The sequence below is a fragment of the Amycolatopsis sp. NPDC104587 genome (assembly GCF_055583645.1).
Genome location: NZ_JBVJNO010000004.1, coordinates 285618 through 301652 on the forward strand (window position 1 = coordinate 285618; position 16035 = coordinate 301652).

At 71.3% G+C, this 16035-nt stretch carries 17 protein-coding genes; 7 read left to right on the forward strand and 10 right to left on the reverse strand.

Features of this window, described 5'->3' with window-relative positions:
- Window positions 1-265 precede the first annotated feature (265 nt).
- Window positions 266-1501, forward strand: a complete 1236-nt coding sequence (locus ACZ61C_RS13220) for an MFS transporter (protein ID WP_465306183.1) — start codon at window positions 266-268, stop codon at window positions 1499-1501.
- Here ACZ61C_RS13220 and ACZ61C_RS13225 read toward each other — a convergent pair.
- A complete protein-coding gene (locus ACZ61C_RS13225; RefSeq protein ID WP_465306185.1) occupies window positions 1468-2496 on the reverse strand; it encodes a hypothetical protein in 1029 nt (342 codons plus the stop codon). The genes ACZ61C_RS13220 and ACZ61C_RS13225 overlap by 34 nt on opposite strands.
- 167 nt (window positions 2497-2663) lie before the next feature.
- On the opposite strand from ACZ61C_RS13225, the gene ACZ61C_RS13230 reads away from it, so the two are divergent.
- On the forward strand, window positions 2664-3458 hold the full coding sequence (locus ACZ61C_RS13230) for a DUF2470 domain-containing protein (RefSeq protein WP_465306187.1): 795 nt from the start codon (window positions 2664-2666) through the stop codon (window positions 3456-3458).
- Here the strand turns inward: ACZ61C_RS13230 and ACZ61C_RS13235 are convergent.
- Complete coding sequence (locus ACZ61C_RS13235; RefSeq protein WP_465306189.1) at window positions 3450-3911, reverse strand: PPOX class F420-dependent oxidoreductase; 462 nt, start codon at window positions 3909-3911, stop codon at window positions 3450-3452. The two genes, ACZ61C_RS13230 and ACZ61C_RS13235, sit on opposite strands and share 9 nt — an antisense overlap.
- A 22-nt stretch (window positions 3912-3933) precedes the next feature.
- On the opposite strand from ACZ61C_RS13235, the gene ACZ61C_RS13240 reads away from it, so the two are divergent.
- The 3 genes from ACZ61C_RS13240 (at window position 3934) to ACZ61C_RS13250 (ending at window position 6677) form a co-directional block, all read left to right on the forward strand.
- Window positions 3934-4746 carry a CPBP family intramembrane glutamic endopeptidase gene (locus ACZ61C_RS13240; protein WP_465306191.1) on the forward strand — a complete coding sequence of 271 codons (813 nt, stop codon included), beginning with the start codon at window positions 3934-3936 and terminating at the stop codon, window positions 4744-4746.
- Window positions 4747-4786: 40 nt separating this feature from the next.
- Window positions 4787-5974 carry an arginine deiminase gene (locus ACZ61C_RS13245; protein ID WP_465307010.1) on the forward strand — a complete coding sequence of 396 codons (1188 nt, stop codon included), beginning with the start codon at window positions 4787-4789 and terminating at the stop codon, window positions 5972-5974.
- 148 nt (window positions 5975-6122) lie between these two features.
- Window positions 6123-6677: a ferritin gene (locus ACZ61C_RS13250; RefSeq protein ID WP_465306193.1), complete on the forward strand. Its 555-nt coding sequence runs from the start codon at window positions 6123-6125 to the stop codon at window positions 6675-6677.
- Between the two features lie 76 nt (window positions 6678-6753).
- On the opposite strand, the gene ACZ61C_RS13255 is transcribed toward ACZ61C_RS13250, so the two are convergent.
- The 4 genes from ACZ61C_RS13255 to ACZ61C_RS13270 all read right to left on the reverse strand — a co-directional run bounded on the left by ACZ61C_RS13255 (window position 6754) and on the right by ACZ61C_RS13270 (window position 9796).
- On the reverse strand, window positions 6754-7578 hold the full coding sequence (locus ACZ61C_RS13255) for a hypothetical protein (RefSeq protein ID WP_465306195.1): 825 nt from the start codon (window positions 7576-7578) through the stop codon (window positions 6754-6756).
- Window positions 7575-8087 (reverse strand): SigE family RNA polymerase sigma factor, encoded by a 513-nt coding sequence (locus tag ACZ61C_RS13260; protein ID WP_465307012.1) that lies wholly within the window; start codon window positions 8085-8087, stop codon window positions 7575-7577. Before ACZ61C_RS13260 ends, ACZ61C_RS13255 begins: the two co-directional genes overlap by 4 nt.
- A 210-nt stretch (window positions 8088-8297) precedes the next feature.
- The gene (locus tag ACZ61C_RS13265) at window positions 8298-8651 is read right to left on the reverse strand and encodes a DUF952 domain-containing protein (RefSeq protein ID WP_465306197.1); all 354 of its coding nucleotides are present in this window, start codon (window positions 8649-8651) and stop codon (window positions 8298-8300) included.
- 263 nt (window positions 8652-8914) lie between these two features.
- The gene (locus ACZ61C_RS13270; protein ID WP_465306199.1) at window positions 8915-9796 is read right to left on the reverse strand and encodes a DUF5926 family protein; all 882 of its coding nucleotides are present in this window, start codon (window positions 9794-9796) and stop codon (window positions 8915-8917) included.
- A gap of 53 nt (window positions 9797-9849) precedes the next feature.
- Here ACZ61C_RS13270 and ACZ61C_RS13275 point away from each other — a divergent pair, with 53 nt between their 5' ends.
- A complete protein-coding gene (locus ACZ61C_RS13275; protein WP_465306201.1) occupies window positions 9850-11016 on the forward strand; it encodes a cytochrome P450 in 1167 nt (388 codons plus the stop codon).
- A gap of 515 nt (window positions 11017-11531) precedes the next feature.
- Here the strand turns inward: ACZ61C_RS13275 and mca are convergent.
- Both mca and ACZ61C_RS13285 read right to left on the reverse strand, forming a co-directional pair.
- The gene (gene mca / locus ACZ61C_RS13280) at window positions 11532-12377 is read right to left on the reverse strand and encodes a mycothiol conjugate amidase Mca (protein ID WP_465306203.1); all 846 of its coding nucleotides are present in this window, start codon (window positions 12375-12377) and stop codon (window positions 11532-11534) included.
- 21 nt (window positions 12378-12398) lie between these two features.
- Complete coding sequence (locus tag ACZ61C_RS13285) at window positions 12399-13748, reverse strand: DHA2 family efflux MFS transporter permease subunit (protein WP_465306205.1); 1350 nt, start codon at window positions 13746-13748, stop codon at window positions 12399-12401.
- A gap of 94 nt (window positions 13749-13842) precedes the next feature.
- Between ACZ61C_RS13285 and ACZ61C_RS13290 the strand changes: the two genes are divergently transcribed.
- Window positions 13843-14433, forward strand: coding sequence for a TetR/AcrR family transcriptional regulator (locus ACZ61C_RS13290; protein ID WP_465306206.1), 591 nt, complete (start codon window positions 13843-13845; stop codon window positions 14431-14433).
- Here the strand turns inward: ACZ61C_RS13290 and ACZ61C_RS13295 are convergent.
- Window positions 14430-15458: a DUF4328 domain-containing protein gene (locus tag ACZ61C_RS13295; RefSeq protein ID WP_465306208.1), complete on the reverse strand. Its 1029-nt coding sequence runs from the start codon at window positions 15456-15458 to the stop codon at window positions 14430-14432. The two genes, ACZ61C_RS13290 and ACZ61C_RS13295, sit on opposite strands and share 4 nt — an antisense overlap.
- A gap of 2 nt (window positions 15459-15460) precedes the next feature.
- A complete protein-coding gene (locus ACZ61C_RS13300) occupies window positions 15461-15820 on the reverse strand; it encodes a rhodanese-like domain-containing protein (protein WP_465306210.1) in 360 nt (119 codons plus the stop codon).
- Window positions 15821-16035 lie beyond the last annotated feature (215 nt).

Below are 16035 nucleotides of genomic sequence, written 5' to 3' on the forward strand. Positions count from 1 at the left end.
TTTCAGTTGCTCTCAGACGATCAATGGGCGTTGATCGAGGACCTGCTCCCGGTCCGCACCGGCGAACAGGCTGCCGGTTCTCCGCTGCCCGGGCGGGGGTCGAAGGGGTTGGTCGGTGCCAGCCGACTCGACGATCGCCCTAGGTGCGCCGCCCCGAGTGTTGCCTCTCCCGGGCGAGCCGGACCGGGCCGCACAACGCGGGGTTGTGGCGCGCCGACGGCACGGTTGTTTGATCCTCGTGGCCTCGCTTCGCTTTGATCCTCCGGTGATGCGCAGGCGGCTCGGGCGGCGGTTCAGGTGGTTGTGGACGGCTTATGCCGTGAGCGCGTTCGGGACCTGGCTCGGCTTCGGGGCCTTTCCCATGCTCGCGATCCTCGTGCTGCACGTCGGGCCCGCGGCCGTCTCCGCGCTCGCTGCCGTCGGGCCCGCTGTCGGGGCTTTGGTGGCCGTGCCGATGGGGCCCTGGGTCGATCGGCGGCGGAAGCGGCCGGTGCTCGTGGCCATGGACCTCGTCCGGTTCGCCGCGTTGATCAGCGTGCCCGCCTGTTATGCCCTCGGGTCGCTGAGCTTCGGACAGCTCCTCGTCGTCTCGGTGGTCGTCGCCGCGGCGGACATCACCTTCACCTCGGCCAGTGGCGCCTTCCTGAAGGGCCTGGTGCCGCCCGAAGATCTGCTGGTCGCGAACGGGCGGTTCGAGTCGACGAACTGGACGGCCACCGCGCTCGGGCCGCCGCTCGGTGGGGCCGCCTTCGCGCTCTTCGGGCCGGTGACGTCGGTGGCCGCCAACGCCGTCAGCTTTCTGCTTTCCGCGCTCGGGATCCGGGCGATCGGCGGCGGCGAACCACGGCCTCGGCAGACCAGCCGGCTGCGTGCGCGGGACCTCGCCGAGGGGTGGCGCACGATCCTGACGCACCCCGGGCTGCGGCCGCTGTACTTCAACGTCCTGCTGTTCAACGGCCTGATCATGGGCACCGAACCGCTGCTCGCGGTGCTGATGCTGAACCAGCTCGGGTTCACGCCGTGGCAGTACGGGCTCGCCTTCGCGGTGCCGTGCCTCGGCGGGCTCGCCGGTTCACGGCTGACGCCGCGGCTCGTCCAGCGGTTCGGCAAGCACCCGATCCTGCTGGTGTCCGGCGCCGTCCGGGCGTGCTGGCTGCTCGCGCTGGCCTTCCTTCCGGCCGGCGCCGGCGGGCTCGCCTTCGTCATGGTCGTCGAGCTCGGTTTGATCGTGTCCTGCAGTGTGTTCAACCCGGTGCTCGCGACCTACCGGCTCGAGCAGCTGCCGGCGGACCGCGTCGCGAGCACGCTCTCGGCGTGGTCGGTCAGCACCAAGGCGTCGATCGCCGCGCTGACGGCGCTGTGGGGTGTCCTCGCGAGCTTCACCGGTCCGCGCGTCGCCATCGGTGTCGCCGGGGTGCTGGTGCTGGTGACGCCGCTGTTGCTGCCGCGCCGGGACCGGACGCCCGCTCAGCCGAGCCAGACCGTGCCGAGCACCGGGTAGCCGGGCACGCCCGTCTTCGCCGCGCCCGGCCTCGGGACTCCCGCGATCCACAGCCGGCCCGTCGCCGCGATGTTGGCCGCCATCGACGGGTCCGCCTTGTGCAGGCGGAAGCCGACCACGGTTCCGTCGGCCAGCATCGTCAGGCCGCTCAGCCGGGCCGCGCCGTGGCGGCCCATGCGGACCGGGCCGTCCAGGACCGCGCGCAGCTCCGTCCAGTGGTCCGCCGGCAGCGGACGGCGGTGGGCGACCGCTCGCAACGCCGTCACGAGCGCGCCCAGCAGCGCGCTCGCCGTGACGGTCAGCGCGGCCCACTTCGTCACCGGGAAGTCGTACCGGACCCACATCGCGAACCCGGCCAGGACCAGCAGGAACGCGGCCGTCGCGCGTAGTTCGCGGGCCATCCGGCGGCGGTGCGCGGCCAGCACGGGGTCGAGCCGCGGCGAGCCGGACGCCACCACCGGCGGCACGGCGACCGCACCCGACGGCGGCGCGTCGAAGATCCGGGCGCGGCGCACCCGGACCACGCCGGAGAGGCCGACGAACACCTTCGGGCCGCGGCCCAGCAGCCACACCCGCCGGTGCCCGGCCAGCAGCAGCCGGTCCGCCTCGTCGAGCCGGACACGCAGCCAGCGGCCGTCCGGCAGGCGGACGCCGACCGTCCGCCCGGCGGCAACCAGCCCGTCGGGCGCGATCTCCACCTGGCGGAACGGCTCCCGCTTCAGCCGCGCTTCCGGCACCCAGAGGTGCGCGCGGTAGAGCCACCACGTCACGACCGAGCCGGCCAGCGCGATCGTGCCCAGCGTCAGCGCGAGCCCGGCGCCGGTGAAGAACGGGGCGATCCCGACCAGCGGGAGGACCCAGGTCAGCAGGCGGCCGTTCGCCGCGCTGCGGCCGATCCGGTCCAGGTACTCGCCGAAGATCGGCACGGCGCCGGACGGCATGGCGGGGTCGAACTCGAACGCGCGCACGCGTTCGGGAACCGGGACGATCTGCACGCTGGGCCCCCACCGTGTCGGCACTGGTCACCGGCCTTTTCGGGAAAGCGGTCATCGGCGTTACCCGATGCTCCGTTCAGCGGAGCGCCGACGTGACCGTCACCGCAACCGGGTGACTATCCAGACCATCGGATTCAGGTTAGGCTCACCTAAGTAGGAGGTGAGCCGTGACCGAGGCACCGACATCCATCCGCCGCCCGCCGGCACCGAACCCCGCCGAGCGCGCCAAGACGATCGCCACCCGCAACGGGCCGGCGTCGCTCATGCCGACGTGCGAACGCGCCGGTCTCGACGGCGAGCGCGTCGTCCCGGTCCTGCACCACGTGCACCACAGCGGGAGCGTCAGCGTGCTGCTGCCCGACGACCACCCGATGGTCGCCGCGGCCAAGCAGACCCAGCGCGGCGAGCTGGCCGTGATGGTCGAGCTCGCCGACCAGGCGCCGGTCGAGCTGCGGGAGCCGATCCGCGGACTGCTGTGGATCACCGGCTGGCTGCGCCCGCTTTCGCCCGTTTCGGCTCGCGCGCGGGCGGTGGCGATCGCCGAGTCCCGGCCGGACGAGCGGCTCCTCGACGTCGGCCACGGCGTGACGCTGCTGCGGCTCACGCCGGCGTCCCTCGTGCTCGCCGACGCCGAAGGCACGCACTCGCTGCGCCCGCACATGTTCAGCGCGGCGCCGCCGGACCCGTTCCACGACTACGAGGCCCACTGGCTGCGGCACCTGGAGAGCGACCACTCCGACGTCGTCGAGCAGCTGGCCAAGCACCTGCCGGCGGACCTGCGCGGCGGCCGGATCCGCCCGCTCGGACTGGACCGCTTCGGGCTGCGGCTGCGCGTCGAGTCCGACGCGGGTGACCACGACGTCCGGCTGGCGTTTTCGAAGTCCGTCGAGAGCCCGCCGCAGCTCGCGATGGAGCTGCGGCGGCTGGTCGGCTGCCCGTTCCTGCGGGGGACGTCAGGCTAGTTCGGCGGGGAAGCCGCCCTTGGCGAGCGGGCCCCAGCTCTCGATCGTCACGCGGATGATGCTCTTGCCCTGCTTGACCATGGCCTCGCGGTATTCGTCCCAGTCCGGGTGTTCACCCGAAATGGCGCGGAAGTACTCCACGAGCGGCTCGACCGAGTCCGGGATGTCCAGCACCTCGGCGGTGCCGTTGAGCTGGACCCACTGGTCGTTCCACTCGTCGGACAGGATGCAGGCCGACACCTGCGGGTTGCGCTTGATGTTCACGACCTTGGCGCGCTTGGGGTAGGTCGAGATGACCAGCCGGCCTTCGGCGTCGACCCCGCACGTGACCGGCGAGAGCTGGGGGCTCCCGTCGGCCTTCGTGGCCAGCAGGATCGCGCGGTGGCGGGTGGACAGGAACTCGACGAGCGCGGCGCGGTCGACGGTTTCGTTGGTGGCGATAGTCCTGGGCATACCCCGAAGGTAGCGTGCGGACATGACCTTCACCGCGCGATCGTGGCTGGCCCCGGCCCGGCCGGACTTCCCCGTCACGATCGAGGACCCGCGGGAGCGCAAGGCAGTCAAGCTCGAGCTGCTGATCGTCTTCGGGATCACGCTCGGCCTGTCCGGCGTGAGCAGCCTGCTGTCCCTTGTGGACTCACTGCTGAAGCCGATCCCGCTGGCCCAGCAGCCGGCGAAGCTCAACGTCCCCCAGGCCACGCTGGGCCTAATCGACCTGCTCAAGCAGCTGCTGTCGGCGGCGCAGCTGATCGGCTGGGGCGCGCTCGGGCTCTACCTGCTGTGGCGCGCGGGCGTCAAGATCACGCAGGTGGGGCTGGACCGCACCGCGCCCCGCCGCGACACGCTCCTGACCGTGGTGCTCGCCGCGCTGATCGGGATCCCCGGCCTGGGGCTGTACTTCCTCTCCTACCACCTCGGGTTCAGCCTGGCGGTGCAACCGTCCAATTTGGGCAACACGTGGTGGCGGCCGATCACGTTGACGCTCTCGGCGTTCGGCAACGCCTTCGCCGAGGAGGTGCTCGTGATCGGGTACCTGCTGACCCGGTTGCGCCAGCTGGGCGTCCGCGAGAACAACGCGGTGTTCGGCGCCGCCGTGCTGCGCGGGTCGTACCACCTGTACCAGGGCTTCGGCGGGTTCGTCGGCAACTTCATCATGGGGCTCGTCTTCGGGCGGCTCTGGCAGAAGACGAACCGGCTGTGGCCGCTGGTGGCCGCCCACACGCTCTTCGACTTCGTCTCTTTCGTCGGGTACTCGCTGCTCAAGGGGCACATTTCCTGGCTCCCCTGACTAAGCTCGGGTGGTGATCGACGAAACGACACCTCCCCGGGTGGACAGCGAAGTCGGACCCCTGCGCGCGGTGCTGCTGCACCGGCCCGGCAACGAGCTCAAAAGGCTGACGCCCCGCAACAACGACCAGCTCCTCTTCGACTCGATCCCGTGGGTCGACCGGGCGCAAGCCGAGCACGACGCGTTCGCCGACGTGCTGCGCGGCCGCGGCGTCGAGGTGCTGCTGCTGGCCGACGCGCTCCGGACGGCGCTGGAGGACGACCGCGCCCACACGGCGGGGGTGCACGCGGCGGTCGACGACCGGCGGCTCGGCGGCGACCTCGGCGACTCGCTGCGCTCCCACCTTTCCGGCGTCGACGCGGCCGGCCTCGCCGAGGTGCTGATGGCCGGGATGACGTTCGAGGAGCTGCCGTCCGCCGAGGGCGCGTCGCTGGTGCGGATGATGAACCACCCGCACGACTTCGCCGTCGACCCGCTGCCGAACCTGCTGTTCACGCGCGACTCGTCGGCGTGGATCGCCGACCGCGTCGCGATCTCGTCGCTGACCATGCCCGCGCGCCGCCGCGAGACCGCGGTGCTGGACCTGATCTACGCCTACCACCCGTACTTCCGGCACGCGGCCCGCGCGTACGGCGCGCATTCGGCGCCGATCGAGGGCGGCGACGTGATGCTGCTGGCGCCGGGCGTGCTCGCCATCGGCGTCGGCGAGCGCACCACGGCCGCCGGAGCCGAGTCGCTCGCGCGGTCGGTGTTCGCCGACGGCATCGCGCACACCGTGCTGGCGGTGCCGATCGAGCAGTCCCGCGCGACGATGCACCTGGACACCGTGTGCACGATGGTCGACGCCGACGCCGTGGTGATGTACCCGCTGGCGCGCGACTCGCTCACGGCGTTCACGCTGCGCCCGACCGGCGACGGCGGGGTCAAGGTCGCCGGCCCGGCGCCGTTCCTCGTGGCCGCCGCCGAAGCGATGGAGATCGACCGCCTGCGCGTCATCGACACCGGCCTCGACCCGGTGACCGCCGAACGCGAGCAGTGGGACGACGGCAACAACACGCTCGCGCTGGCCCCGGGCGTCGTCGTCGGTTACGAGCGGAACGTCGAGACGAACGAGCGGCTGGAGGCGGCCGGCATCGAGGTGCTGCCGATCACCGGTTCGGAGCTCGGTTCCGGCCGGGGCGGGCCGCGGTGCATGTCCTGCCCGGTCCGCCGCGACCCCCTCAAGTAATAGAGGTAAGCCTTCCCTTAATGCACAATGCATTAAGGGAAGGCTTACTTAAATAAGGGTTGTCTTCTCTAGGAATGGTAACCCTAATAGGGGGTAGATCACCAGTCCGAAGTGGCTTTACCGCCAATCTTGACCTATTCTGGTTTGCATGGCCCTCACCAAGAAGAAAGAACCGCGCTCGAAGTTCTACGAACTGCTGCAGGCGCAGATCCACAACGAGTTCAACGCGTCCCAGCAGTACATCTCGCTCGCGGTCTGGTTCGACGCCGAGGACCTCCCGCAGCTGGCGAAGCACTTCTACAAGCAGTCGGTCGAAGAGCGCAACCACGCGATGGCGCTCGTGCAGTATATGCTCGACCGCGACCACCACGTCGAGATCCCCGGCACCGGCGAGGTGCGCAACGAGTTTTCCGGCGTCACCGAGGTCATCGAGCTCGCGCTCGAGCAGGAGAAGGAAGTCGCCACCGACATCTCCGCGATGGCGAAGGCGGCTCGCGCCGAAGAGGACTACATCAGCGAGCAGTTCACGCAGTGGTTCCTCAAGGAGCAGGTCGAAGAGATCTCCCAGATGAGCACGCTGCTGAACGTGGTCAAGCGCGCGAACGGCAACCTGTTCGAGGTCGAGAACCACCTGCACCGCGAGTCCGTCGGCGACGGCGGCTCCGACTCGCAGATGCCGCCGGTGGCCGGCGGCAAGCTCTAGGTTTCCGCTCCCACCACAAGGGAAAACCCGGGCTCTCCCCCTGTGGACAGCCCGGGTTTTCGCATGCGGCCGGCGCTCAGCCGGCGCAGTCCTGGTTGACGCTCATGAGACTGGTCTCGACGACCCCGCTCTCCCCGAGCCGGAAGTGGTAGTCGGCCGCGCCGCCGGCGGGAGCGGCGATTCCGCCGGGCTCCTCCTTCGCGGCCGGGTAGGTGGCGAGGACGTCCGCCTTGGTGGACCCGCCCCCGATGCCCTCCGCGGTGTGCGCGACCTGCGCCGGGGTGACCACGGTCAGCCCGACGGCCTTCGAAATCACGACGGTCGCCGGCGCGGGCACTCCGCTGCCGTCCACCGTGTAGACACTGCAGGCGGTCCCCACCTGGGTCTCGCTGAGCGTGACGGCCTGGGCGGTCACGTCGGCCTCGGACATGCCCAGCTTCAGCCGGCCGAAGCCGTCGGCGGCGAGCAGCGGGCCGCTCATCACGCCCGGCAGCGTCGACGGCTTCGGCGTCGACGGCGGCCGACCCGGCTTCGACGTCACCGCGGTCGGCGGCGGGGAGACCTGGATGTCGTGGGTGCTCGTGGGCCCGGGCGTCGACGGCTGAGGCTGCCGGCCGGGCGTGAGGTTCTCGGGTGGCTTGACGCTGATCACGGACCCGTCGGCGGACATCACCGCGGTGCCGTCTTCGGTGTGGAGGCGGACCATGGTCAGCCCGCCCGCCACGGCGACCACGGCCGCGGCGACCCCCGCCACGGCCTGCACGGCGTGACGACGACGGCGCCGCCGTCGCGCGCCGGCCACGATGACCGTGCCGGCGTCGGGTGGCGGCGGCAGGTCGAGCCGTTCGTCGGCGAACATCGCGCGCAGGCGCTGCTCCAGCTCGTCCTCGGAGATGTTCAACCCGCTGCACTCCCTTCGCCTTCGTCGTCGGCCGACTTCAACTTCATCCGCAGCGACGCGATCGCCTTGCTCGCCTGGCTCTTGACGGTCCCCTGCGTGATACCGAGGGCACCCGCGATCTCCGCTTCCGAGAGACCTTCGTAGTAACGCAGCACCATGACGGCGCGTTGCCGTGGCGGCAGCGTTCGTAACGCGCGCCACAGCGGCTCGTGTTCGAACGGGTCGGCCGGCACGTGCGGATCGGTGTCCGGCAGGTCGGCCACCAGGTTTTCGCGGCGCGTGCGACGCCACCGGCTCACGTGCGCGTTCGCCATCGAGCGGCGGACGTAGGCCAGCGGGTCGCCGGTCTTCTCGTGCACGTAGCTCCAGCGCGAGCCCATCTTTTCGAGCACGGTCTGGACCAGGTCCGCGGCGTCGTGCGGGTTGCCGGTGAGCGCGTGGCCGTACCGCAGCAACCCCGGCAGTGTCGCCTGCACGAAGTCGCCGAAGTCCACCAGCTCACCCGGCAACGTCGCGGCCCTCCCTCGGCCTGCGCTGGTCACCCAGGTATCTCCCCCGGTGAAGACGGGTGCCGCAGCGGTCACCGTATCGCCTCCCATCGGGGTCGGGTAGCCAGAAGCCGAGTCGCCTTCCTCCCCAACACGCATCACAGCCCCCTCAGGTTGCCTGCGTTCCCGCCTGGATTCGTAGCCGCCCAGGCGGGTGATGAGTTGCCCACGTCAACGGAGCGCGAGCGCGGCCGGCAGCGTGAAGCCGCCGGCCGCCGTCTCGCCGAATTCGTGCACGCCGACCACGGCGGCGTGCGGTATCGGGCCGTACACGTGGGGGAACCAGATCCCGGCCGGGTGCGGCGGCTCGCCGTCTTCCCAGCGGACCGGCGCCCCGACCTTCGCCGGGTCGATCTCGAGCAGGACCAGGTCGGTCCGCCCCCGGTAGAGCGCGTTGGCCGGCAGGTGCGCCGTGCCGAAGTCGGAACAGTGGATGAACCCGGCTTCCCCCAGCGACGGCGGCCGGTACTCGCCGTCTTCGCCCACTCCGGCCCAGTCGGCCGCCCCGCAGATGTGAAGTATCACGCGAAGAATGGTCCCACCGGCGCGAGCCGGTGGCGGTGTCTTGTGCGCCACAAAAGCCCTGGTTGAACGCTCATCGAGGCGGTCACCGACCACCGGTTCGGACCGGTAGTCCGGCGCTTGTTGACGCGGCGGTCGCACCACGCCGCCGGGCCGCCGGCCGGAGGCGCGGCGGCCTGGCGCGCGGACTCTTCACCCACGCAGGGACCCGGGACCCGCCGGCCTCGGAACCGGGGAAACCTCGGCGTGGCTGCTGCTCGCCGGGGTCAGCGCAGGGTGAGCTGGCGGCCGATGAGACCGTCGCGAGCACGGCGCTCGGCGGCGTTCAGGGGCTCGGTGTCGAGGGACTTGAACGCCGTGTCGAGGCGGGCGCCGAGTGCGTCCTTCGCGTCGGCCCATTCGCGGGCGTGGGCCTCGGGGTCGAGGTCCCACACCGGCACCAGCAGGCCGTGCGCACGGAACGAGCCCGCGTAGCGCGAGCCTTCGCCGAGGCCCAGCTCGCCGGCCGCGGACAGCCGGGCCAAGGCCTGGAGCAGCAGGTTCTCCGGCTCCGGACGAACCCAGCGCAGGTGCGCCTTCTCCCCCGCGAGGACCCAGTAGGCGCCCGAGCCGAGACGTTCGGTCGGCATGATGGCGGCGTTCGCGCGCTCGAGGGAGACCGCGACGTCACCGGTGGCGTCCGCGTCCTCGGGCAGCCACCACGCGAAGTCGGTGTGCAGCGTGACGTCGAGCTCGGCGCCCGGGGTCAGCAGGTCCTGGAGGCGCGCGTGCTCGTCGGCGGCCGGCGGGGTCGTGGTGTCCGGCACGCCGAGGACGTCGCCCTCCTTGGCGTCCAGCAGCCACTTCAGCGAGCGGCCGAGGTCGCGGCTGATGTCGGAGGAGCGGGTCTGCACCTGCAGGCCGAGGTACCGCTCGCCGTCCGAGCGGACGAACGCGGCCGCCGCCATCGGCAGCACGGTGCCGAGGGTGACGTCACCGCCGTCGGCGAGGGTCAGCTTGGCCGTCGCGGACGGCACGAACTCGCGCAGCGCGATCAGCTCGGGCTCCGCCGCCAGTCCCTCGAACGGCTGGCCGACGAAGACGTCGCGCACCTTCGGCTTGCGGTCCGACGCCTGCTTGGGACCCTTCTTGCGCGCGCCCTTGCCCACTGCTGCCTCCTCTGGCTCGGCTTGAGACGCTATCGAAGGGTTAGTCTCGCGACGTGTTCGACCCCCGCGATCCCGAGTTCCTCGAAGACCCGTACCCGGCGTTCGCCGCCCTGCGCGCGCAAGGCGACGTCCATTTCCACGACAAGCTCGGCATGGCCGTGGCGGTTTCGCACGCCACGTCGTCCGCCGTGCTGCGCCACCGCGGGCTCGGCCGGATCTGGCAGGACGCCGAGCCGCTCGAACGCTTCGCCTCGTTCAACCTCCTTCACCGGAACTCCCTGCTGGAGAACGAGCCGCCGGCCCACACCCGCCTCCGACGCGTGATCGCGGGCGCGTTCGGCCGCGGCCACGTCCAGCGGCTGCGTCCGATGGTCGCGACGCTCGCCACCCGCATGGTCGACGACCTGGCCGCGGCCATCACCGCCGACGGCAGCGCGGACCTGCTGGAGCACCTCGCCCAGCCGCTGCCGGTCGCGGTGATCGCCGAACTGCTCGGCGTGCCGGGATCCGACGGGCCCCGCATGGTGGAGTTGTCAAACAGCATCGTGAAGATGTACGAGTTCGACCTGCCCGAGGACGGCCGCGACGCCGCCGAACGGGCCGCCGAGGAGTTCGTCGCCTACATCCGGACGGTGGCGGCTTCCCGCGCCGAGTCCCCCGGCGGCGACATCATCAGCGACCTCCTGCGCAGCGAGCTGACACCGGACGAGCTGGTGGCGACCGCGGTGCTGCTGCTGATGGCCGGCCACGAGGCGACCGTGAACGTGCTCGGCAACGGCATCACCGCGCTCCTCACGCACCGGGACCAGTGGGAGCGCCTGCTGGCGTCCCCCGAGCTGCTCGACTCATGCGTCGAAGAGCTCATCCGGTTCGACGCGCCCCTGCAGCTGTTCGAGCGGACGGCCACCGAGGACGTGACGATCGGCGACTACGTTGTCTCCCGCGGGCAGAAGATCGGCGCGCTGCTGGGCGCCGCGGCTCGCGACCCGAAGGTGTTCGACTCGCCCGACCGGCTCGACATCGGACGGACGCCGAACGCTCACTTGGGGTTCGGGCTCGGGATTCACTATTGCGTCGGTGCTCCTCTCGCTCGGGTGGAGATCGCCGCGGCGTTGAGCGCTTTGGCGGCGAAGCTGCCGGGGCTGCGTCTGGTGGAGACTCCGCGGCGACGGCCGGAGTTCGTGATCCGCGGGTTGCGGGAGCTCCGGGTCACCGTCTGACCCGCTGGGCGCCCTGGCTCAGCGTGATCCGGGGCGGATCTCGCGTGACTGGAAGCCGAACTCGCGTGATTGGGTGCCGATCTCGCGTGATTGAAGGCGGAACTCGTGGATTGCCGCCGGGGCCACGCCTGGCGGCCACGGCTGAAGTTCGTCATCCGCGAGTTGCGGGAACTCCGGGTCACCGTCTGACCCGCTGGACGCCCTCGCTTGGTGTGATCCGGGGCGGATCTCGCGTGACTGGAAGCCGAACTCGCGTGATTGAAGACGGAACTCGTGGATTGCCGCCGGGGCCACGCGTGGCGGCCACGACCGGAGTACGTGATCCGCGGGTTGCGGGAACCCCGGGTCACCGGCTGACCCGCTGGGCGCCCTGGCTCAGCGTGATCCGGGGCGGATCTCGCGTGACTGGAAGCCGAACTCGCGTGATTGAAGACGGAACTCGCGGGTTGGTGCGACGCGATGAACCTGGCGACGCTGAGGCAACTCCGTTTGCGTGACGGGGGAGGCGAAGCGGGTCATGGGGTTACTCCGGTGAACAGGTCGTCTTCTGGGGCGGGGCTGGGGGTGGGGTGGGCCAGGTGGTAGTCCTCGTAGGGCCAGACCTTGCGCTCGATTTCGCGCGAGTGGGTGAAGAACGGGCCGGTGGGGTCTATCTGGGTCGCGTGGGCCAGGAGGGCGCGGTCGCGGGTGCTGAAGTGGGCTTCGCAGCGGATCCTCGTGGTGACGGTGAGCTTGTCCTCCTTCGGGAGTTCGTCCAGGACCGCGCCCATCGATGACTTCAGGCCGGCTGCGAGCGTTGCGTTGTGGAGGGCCTGGAACCAGGCGCGACTCAGGACCGCTTGGTAGTACAGCTTTTGCGCCTGCCACGGCTCGCCGGCGCTCGGGTAGCGGGTGGGGTCCGCCGCCGCAGTGAAGGCTTCGCGGGTTACCTCGTGAGTGCGGATGTGGTCCGGGTGGGGATAACCGCCCGTCTCGTCGTACGTGATCACGACCTGCGGGCGGAACTCGCGGATCAGCGCGACCAGCGGCGCTGCCGCCTCTTCCAGCGGGATCGCCGCGAAGCATCCTTCGGGCAGTGGCTCGCCTTCGCCCGGCAGGCCGGAGTCGACCAGACCGAGGAAACGCTGGCGCACGCCGAGGATTTCGGCGGCGGCCGCCATCTCTCGACGGCGGACCGCCGGGAGGTCTTCACGGGTCTCGTCCGTGTCGAGGGCCGGGTTGAGGATGTCGCCGCGTTCACCACCGGTGCAGGTGGCGACGAGGACGTCGACCCCTTCGGCGGCGTAGCGGGCCAGGGTGGCCGCGCCCTTGCTGGACTCGTCGTCGGGGTGGGCGTGGACGCTCAGGAGGCGTCGGGTCATCGGGTTCTCCTTGGGGAAGGGCTAAGCGAGCCGGCTTCGGCGGGGAAACAGCGCCGCCGGGATCAGCGTCAGGGCGGACAGCGCCAGCGCCCACGTGAACGTGGTGCCGAAGGCCGTGGGTGCGGCCGACGCCGTCAGTTCGGTGTGGAGGATCGCGGCCAGCAGAGCCGTGCCGAGGGAGCCGCCGATCCGGTTGATCACGTTGAACGCGCTGGCCGCGCGCGGGATCCGTGAGCGCTCCAGCGAGCCGTACAGCGTGGTCATGCCCGGGGTGGTCGCCGCGCCCAGGCCGGCGCCGCGTATCAGCAACGACAGCGTCAGCCAGACGCCGCTGGGCGCCGAACCCAGCTGGGTGAAGGCCACCGTTCCCAGCAACGACAGGGTGATGCCGGCCAGCATCATGGCGCGGGGGCCGAAGCGGGCGAGCAGGCGGCCGCCCGCGAGGAGGACCGCTGCCGATCCCACCGCTTGGGGCGCCAGAAGAAGTCCGGCCTGCAGCGGGCTCGCGTGCTCGACCTGCTCGTAGTACAGCGGTAGCAGCAACATCGAGCTGTACAGGGACGCTCCCAGCAAGAACGTGCTCATGCTCGACACCGTGAATCCCTTGTCACGGAACAGCTTCAGGTCGAGCACCGGGAAACGCGCCCGGGAGGCGTGGACGCCGTATGCCAGCAGCAGTACCGCTCCAGCCACCCACGCCACGGTGAGGCCCTCGGCCAGGCCGTACACGAACACCGCCAGCCCCGGGGAGAGCAGCAGGATCCCGCGGACGTCCAGCGGCTCGCGGGTGCCGGACGGCGGCGGCGCCGGGAGGAGCCGCCGGGCGAAGACGAACGTCGCCACCCCCAGCGGGACGATCCCGAAGAACATCCAGCGCCAGCCGAAGTCCGCCACCAGCGCGCCGCCGAGCATCGGGCCCAGCACCGGGGCCACCGTGGCCGGGAGGGTGATCACGCCGATCTTCCGGCCCAGCGCCGGGCCCGCCGCCTGCGCGAACACCGCCTGGCCGACCGGCTGCATCAGCCCGCCGCCCAGGCCGTGGAGCACGCGGAACACGATCAACGCCGGCGCCGACCAGGCGAAACCGCACAGCAGCGTGCCCGCCGTGAAGATCGCCACCGCTGTCAGCCAGACCGCGCGGCCGCCGAACCGGTCGGCGAGCCAGCCGGACAACGGGATCGCCGCCGACGCCGCGAGCAGGTACGCGCTCGCCACCCACTGCACCGTCGGCAGCGTGCTGCCCAGGTCGCGGGCGATCGAGTCGATCCCGACGGTGACGATCGTCGCGTCGAGGATCGACAGCACCGCGCCCATGATCAGGACTCCGCCGAGCCGCCACAACGCCGCGTCCGGACGCACTGCCGTTGTCATCTCCACCCCCGTTGACTAGGTCGGACCTCAGATTAGGTCGAACCCATTCGATGGGTCAAGCACAAACTTGGGTCCGACCCAGTAGAGTGACCGCATGAGCGAGGGACTCCGGGCCCAGAAGAAGCACGAGACCAGGAGGAACATCTCCGACGTCGCGACGGGCCTCTTCATCAGGAACGGCTTCGAAGACGTGACGATCGCGGACATCGCCACCGAGGCGCGGGTGGCCAAGATGACCGTGACGAACCACTTCCCGCGCAAGGAGGACCTGGTCTTCGACATCCGCGCGGACTTCACGTCCTGGCCGGCCGCCCTGGTCCGCGACAGCGTCTTCCACGACACCCGCGAGCTCTACTTCGAAGCGCTGGGCGCCGAGCACGCGCTGGTCGGCTTCTCGGGTCCCGGCTTCGTGCGGATGATCAAGGAAAGCCCGGTCCTGACGAACGCCCTGCACGAGATGCATCGCGAGCGCGAGGCCGCCCTCACGCACCTGCTGATCCGGCGTCACCCCGAAGAGGGGCTCCCGCCGGTGCTCGCCGCCGCGCACCTCGCGACCGTGCTGCGCGTGCTCTTCGAGGAGGTCTTCGACCGGACCGTCGAGGATGAGAAGCAGATCTCCGACGCGGTGTGGCCCCTCGCGGAACTGGCCTTCGACCAGCTGGAACCGGTTTTCGGGAGGTACTAGCGGGCCGCGCCGGCCGGGCGCGCGGTGTGCAGCTCGGGCTCCGGCGCATCCGCGACCTTCAGCACGCGCATCGACCGCACGGCCCGCGCGTCCGAAGGCGCCAGCAGCGCCGAGAACCGCCGGACGACCAGCGCCGTCACCACGGCCAGCGCCGCTGCGGAGAGGTCGGTCAGGGCGACCAGGATGACGCTGTCGGCCATCGACTGGACGTCTCCGCGGAAGCGCCAGACGATCGTCGCGCCGAGCAGGACCCAGTTCAGCAGCCAGGCGCCCCACCACACGACGACCTGGCGGGACGGCTTCGGGCGCAGGTCACGCGGGCGGCCCAGCACCGCGTGCTCGAGCTCGCCGACGATCGACAGCGCCATCGGCAGGTTCGCCACCGGCACGAGAACGCCGACCAGCACCTGCCAGACCGGCCGCGGCGGGGCGTCACCCGAGAGGTCCGACGCCGCCTGCCGGGTGACCAGCAGCCACCAGACCGACAGCCCGGCGGGCAGCAGCGCGAGGATCGAGGCCAGCAGGCCGGCGGTGAGCACGAACCCGTCGGAGAACGCCACGACCGACCGGGTCAGCGCGGCTTCGCGACCCTGGACGAGCAGGACGTAACGCCAGATTTCCGCGCCGGCGGCGACCAGGGAGAGCACGGCGAACCCGAAGAGGACACCGATCAGGCTCCGGCTGAGCACCGGCACGCGGTCGATGGGGCGGATTTCGTCGGACGCCGTGCCGGGCACCGATGTCGGACGGCGCCAGACCAGGTTCGGGAACCCCCAGCGCGGGGGCACGGGGTACGACGGCGGCCCGAAGTACCGCTCGGGCGGCACGACCCGGCGGCGCGGCCAGGCGCCCGGGGGCGGGGTCGCCACCCAGCGCAGCTTCGCCCGGTGGGCCGGACGGCGGTGGTACGGGTACGACTCCGGCTGGGCGGCCAGCGTCCGGCCCTGCAGCTGCGGGGCGTTCGGCGGCGGCACCTGGCGCGGCCAGTACCCCGGGGGGTACTGCGGAGGCTGACCCGGCTGCAAGGCTAGATCACTTCGGGATCGATGCCGGGGTGCTCGCCGACCATCGGCCGGCCTTCGCGGTGCCACGCGCCCATGCCGCCGGCGACGTTCACCGCATCCCAGCCGCTCTGGTTGAGCCAGGCGGTCGCCCGCGCGGACCGGCCGCCGCTGCGGCAGATCACGTGGATCGGCTGGTCGTCGGGCAGGTCGGTCAGCTCGCCGACGCGGACGGGCAGCTCTCCCATGGGGATGTGCACCGCGCCGGGCGCGTGCCCGGCGGCCCACTCGTCGTCTTCACGGACGTCGAGCAGCACGAGGCCGTCCTTGGGCAGGTCGCGGACCTCGGCGGTCGGCAGTTCAGCAGGGCTCACCACGTTCTCCATGCTGCCATGCCGGGGCGTTGCCCGCGCGTGAGGTGGACGTGCGCGGGCGGAAAGAGGAATCACGCGTGATCCGGGAGGCATCACGCGTGATTGAGGGGGCATCACGGCGCGGGGGGGGGGGGGGGGGGGGGGGTGGGGGAGGGGGGGGGGGGGGGTGGGGGGGGGGGGGTGGGGGAGGGGGAGGCCGCCGAGGCAGGGCCGCTGAACATTGGGCA